The 5,133-nt window shown below is 54.7% G+C and carries 3 protein-coding genes; all 3 read right to left on the bottom strand.

The window, feature by feature from the left end; translation table 11 throughout:
* Positions 1-867 precede the first annotated feature (867 nt).
* The gene (locus PVV74_RS22625) at positions 868-1,830 is read right to left on the bottom strand and encodes a DMT family transporter (protein ID WP_274594766.1); all 963 of its coding nucleotides are present in this window, start codon (positions 1,828-1,830) and stop codon (positions 868-870) included.
* A 358-nt stretch (positions 1,831-2,188) separates the two neighbouring features.
* On the bottom strand, positions 2,189-2,653 hold the full coding sequence (locus PVV74_RS22865) for an acyl carrier protein (protein WP_338020444.1): 465 nt from the start codon (positions 2,651-2,653) through the stop codon (positions 2,189-2,191).
* Positions 2,654-2,794: 141 nt separating this feature from the next.
* Positions 2,795-4,399 (bottom strand): ABC transporter substrate-binding protein, encoded by a 1,605-nt coding sequence (locus PVV74_RS22615; RefSeq protein ID WP_274594765.1) that lies wholly within the window; start codon positions 4,397-4,399, stop codon positions 2,795-2,797.
* Between the last annotated feature and the right edge of the window lie 734 nt (positions 4,400-5,133).

Genomic DNA, 5,133 nt, shown 5'->3' with positions numbered 1-5,133 from the left:
GCGGCAAGAGCAGCGTCCACGGCGTTGCCGCCCTTGCGGAGGACATCAACACCAGCTTGCGTAGCCAACGGCTGCGAAGTCGAAACTATGTTACGAGCCAGGACAGGTGAACGTCCCGATGCATATGGCAAATCGTACTTCAAGTCTTTCTCGCAACGCTAATCAGTTCCATACACATAGCAGCTCCACTTGATCTTGGTATTTTGAATTTCTTATCCCACCGTATGGAACTGCACCGGACAGTATTACAGCCAGTATACGCATACCGATAAGTCCAAAGCAAAATTTACAACCTTCGAGTGTCCCTGATTAAAGCTGAGTTATGGCAGAACTTCTAAATAGAAAAGATTTTTAACTATTTAATAATAAATAATTATTTTCTGGCATTAATGACGAACACCAGTCGCATTATCAGAACAGCCTTACACAAAACCTTTCCATGTAGCGGCTTGATTTGGATGCCGGAATGAACGCGAAGTTGCATACTCCAAGCATACGAACTCAAATTGACCTGAGACCCGACTTGCCTCCAGCTTTCGGGAGAGTCAGTCGGTTGATTGGTCCGACCCCGAACCTTCTACCGCCCTCGGCGAGAGTTTTCCGGCTTCGATCAGGGTGACAGGCTGGTGATGCCCCCCGATTTCGTCAGCGTCAAAACGATGGCATACTCCCACGCGATCAGGTCTGCAGTCACGAAGGTTACCGCAGACACCACTCCAAGGATCGATGACAGAAGTTTTTTAGACCGTTCATGCCATGCAGTCGCTCGAACCCGATCAGCCCAAGGACCGCCAGCAGCAGCCACGCAACGACAGCTATGGCTGGCGCGGAATCGGGAAAACCCCGCCCGGCCAGCGAACGTGACGATCAGCGCGCCCGGATGCGACGTGTTCTGCGACGACCCGGCAGGATGTTGCCCCGGTTAGAAGGCACCTGTTCACGCCAGAAGACATACAAGCCAGACACCAGGATGATCGCGACACCGATCCACGTCATCATATCGGGAAAGTCACCAAACACGATGTAACCGACAACGGTCGCCCCGATGATTTCCAGGTATTGGAACGGCGCCAGCATACCGGCCTCCGCACGGCGGAATGCCGCTGCGATCAGAATGAAGCTCACCGCCGCGAACAGACCGGATGCGGCGATGGCCCCCCACCCCCAGACCGGCAGCGTTGCGAAATCTGGCTGGATCCAGCCGGCGGCGGCCAGGATAATGCACAGGGTTGTCATGCCGACGCCCGCATACGCCGTCGCGCCACACTGCACGGTCAGGCCCGAGCGGATGCCGGACGCGCGGCGCAACACGATCATGTTCAGCGCATAGGCCGTCGCCGCTACAAGCGGCAGCAGCGCGGCGAGCCCCAGGTCACCGCCGGGGCGCACCACGACCAGCACCCCGACAAGGCCGACGCCCACGGCCACCATGCGCCGCGGTCCCACGCGCTCTCCCAACAAGGGACCGACCAGCATCGTCAGGATCAGCGGCTCGGCAAAAAAGATCGCAATGGCCGTGGCGATGGGCATGACGGAGAACGCCCAGACGAGACTGGTCAACGTTATCATGACAAGGCCGCCCGAAAGCGCGACGATGGGGGAAAACATCGGACCACGCAGCCGATGCCGCAGCACTACAGCAATCGGCATCATCACTAGGCCCTGCGCCAGCAGGCGCGCAGTCGTCACTTCCACCGCCCCCAGATGCGAGGTCAGCAGCTTGGCAAAGGTGTCGCCCACAGGCAGAAGCAGCATCGCCATCGCCATGCAGATCATCCCGACGAGAGGTCCGGTTGCAGCACCCCGCGATCCGGTCAGTACATGCGTCATGGTCATCACTCCATAGATCATAGGCCCGGCGCGTACCGGGCGGGTGATGTCCGGGCGTCCAGGACATGAAACGACTTTTGGGAATTAGCCTTGCAAGACGGCGCCACCGCCAAGGTTTGTAGCCCGTCTCTAGACCTCGGTGCCGGATTCGGTCAAGCGGTGTTGACAGGCCATCGCCGCCTGATGACCCAAGTTGTCCTTCAGCACTCAGAAGACGGACCAGACTGCCTTGCGGCTCAGCATGGCGGCGGCCCGGGTTCCTGCCTTGGAATTGCCATAACCACCCAGACTGGTCCTCCCCCACTGACGTGGTCCACCACAATGAAACTTTCAGCATCACTGACATTCGTTGTTACATTCACTGAATGTGGTCCCATATATTCGAACAGTTGGCTGAGGTAAGCCCCGAACCTGTTCGACGGATATCGTTTTCGATTGAGTCATGTGAGCCTAAGACGTCGTCCGTGCTGGAAATAGGATTTGTCAGAAGGATATCACGCGGGCTTGGCGCGTTCGCTGAGGCGCAGGAAGAGCGCATGCCGCCAACACATCCAGAAAGGGATTTCAGACGGACAGCGAAAAAGGCTCCCCAACAAGTTAGGGGTGTATCCCCCTGAGCGTGACCGACAGTCGTTGTTGCCTCGACGTCTTGATCAGTGATTTCGATACCAAACTCCTTTTCAAATGCCATGGCTAGTTCAACTTTGCCCAAACTATCTACGCCAAGGTCAACCCTGAAATTCGTTTCGGAGGAGATATCGGTTTCCGAAACTTTGAACTGCCTGGCAACGACCTTCCTTACGCGTTCTGTAACCTCAGTCATGTTCGCGGCTCCTCTACCTTGGGGCCTACGGCACGTAAACACTTCTCGCTGACGCACCAATTGGTTTGGTCGAGCACTCGACCTGAGAAAGTTGCAGCAAGCCATGTCAAAGCCCCTTACGGCGCCTGACACTACGTTTGGTTAGCTCGCGAACCACCATCGGCTTGGGGCTCGGGCGCCATCGCATTCCCAGTTCGCGGCAAGTACCTCACCATGCTGTACCCGTTGAGACCTTGCATACACGAAGTTATTGAAGAAGGGGATAATCGTCCCTCCGTCATCCCGCATCAGCATGCTCATTTCTCGGTACATCTCCGCCCGAAGGCTGTCATCAAGTGCGCCCTTGCTCCGTACGAGCAATTCGTTGAATCTCAGGTTAGTCCATCGGCTTTCGTTCCAAGTGGCGTTGGATGCATATGCCAAGGTAAACATCACATCCGGCGTTGGACGCGCGCCCCACGAGACCGCACAGAACGGTTTCTTCAACCAAACGTTTGAATAGTATCCGTCATTCGGTTCACGAACGACGTTAACCTTTATTCCTGCCGCTTGTGCCTGCTCGGCAAACAAGGCACACATGTCTACTGCGCCAGAGAACAAGCTTTCTGCAGTGCTGATACTGACCTCAAGATTTTCATGGCCCGCTTTTTTCAGAAGTGCCCGCGCCTTCTCCGGGTCGTATTCCCGCTGTGGAATGTCTTCGGGCCAATACGGTTGCACCGGTGCAATGTGAAAATCATTCCCGATAGTCGCAGTGCCAAAAGCATTCTTTTCGATAATTTCTTCCCGGTTGATGGCAAGTTTCAGAGCGTTGCGGACGTTTACGTCATCAAAGGGAGCCGTATCGCAGTGCATTGGCAGAGTGACTGCGGCACCAGACGGTACATTGTCGATCTCGATATCGGCCCGCTGTTCGAGCATATCCAAGTATTTGAGATCCACGAGAGATACGGCATCCACATCCCCCGCGACCAATGCAGACTGGCGCGCATCCGGATCATTGAGAACCAGAATATTCAGCTTGTCAAAATTTGGCCCCTCAAGGTGCCACCCGTCATGCCGGGATAGCTCCCATTGCACACCAAACTCACCACCTTCAATTCTGAACGGGCCAGATCCGTCGCCGGACTCCCAGTCGATGGAGCCATCATCCCGTGCAGGACAGATAGCAAAATGATAGTCCGTCATCAGCCAAGGAATGTCGGCGTTTCCGCGCAAAAGTTTAATGACAATCGTGTGGTCTCCGTCCGCAACGATCTCGTCCACATCGGCAAGGAGCGATTTCGCCGCCGACGTTGAAGCGTCGCCCCGGTGGTGGTTGAGAGACGCAATGACATCTCTGGACGTGACCGGTTTGCCACTATGGAAGGTGGCATTTTTATTAAGGCGGAATGTCCACTGGGCGGCATTGATCGTCGCTTCCCAATCCGTTGCCAGATCCGGCCCTAGCGTATTATCCGGCTCGATTAATGTTAGATAGCTGCGATGTTGATGAGCCAGATAAATCTGCTGACGAGATACGTAGGTTCCGGGATCATGCGTGTCGCCAGTGTTGCCGTCATGAATGCCCCAGCGGAATGTGCCTCCGCGCTGCGGCTGCGCAAAGGCCTTTGCCCCCCAAACTCCGCTTGCCAATGATGTGGAAACTCCCAGTGCTGTTGCCTTCGAAAGAAACTCACGGCGCGAAATATTTCCACGTCGGACGGCAATTGTCAGTTGGGCGATCAAGGATTGATCATGTTTCATGGCAACCTCCTGTAATTTTCGGAACACCTGTTTGCGGGCCCCCTAAAATCGATGGCCTCGAGTTCCTTGGGATAAGCAATACGCACGTGCCCGATTAAGATATCAGCGCCACGTCACGAATGGAGACAATCATGAATTTCCACGTTGCGCCACCCGGGTAGCAATAAATCAGTCCGGAAAAGTGAGCTCCAGTTCTTGGAAATCAATTCCGTTTTAGCGAAAAGAAATGCCAGACTTTTGAAATCTCCGTTTCAGGAGAAACATAGTTTATATGGGATGAAAAATGAGAAAAGATGAACACATCGCTTGCCTTGAGCGAGAAATCATTCGTCGACGCAAGGCGGCCGTCAAAATTGTTGTCAGCTTGGTCGAAGGTGCAATCATGTACCCAACGAACGAGAATTTCTAGCCCGAAGCCTCGAGGTAGATGCTAACGCATGCGGACGAGGAAACGGCACGTCTGTCTAGGCTCATCGCTAAAGCCCTAATCTCAATGTATGGATGCACTTTGAAATACTGCTTGGCCTCTTGATTCTTGCAGCCTCCTGTCCCTCATGCCAATCACTGTGTTCTGGCAGAGAGCATTGCCAACCATCTGATGATTTCGCGACCGGCCTTCAAACACTTGAACGAATCCAGGCAGCGGCGTCTTCACTTTTCTAGCATCCATTCACCACTTGCATCGCTCGCGACCCGCGGCACCAATGCACGGACGAGGTCGCGCATGTGGAGTA

Source organism: Roseovarius sp. SK2 (genome assembly GCF_028807495.1).
Lineage (GTDB): Bacteria > Pseudomonadota > Alphaproteobacteria > Rhodobacterales > Rhodobacteraceae > Roseovarius > Roseovarius confluentis.
Note: the sequence above shows the minus strand (reverse complement) of the source record. Positions and strands in the feature narration are given on the sequence as shown.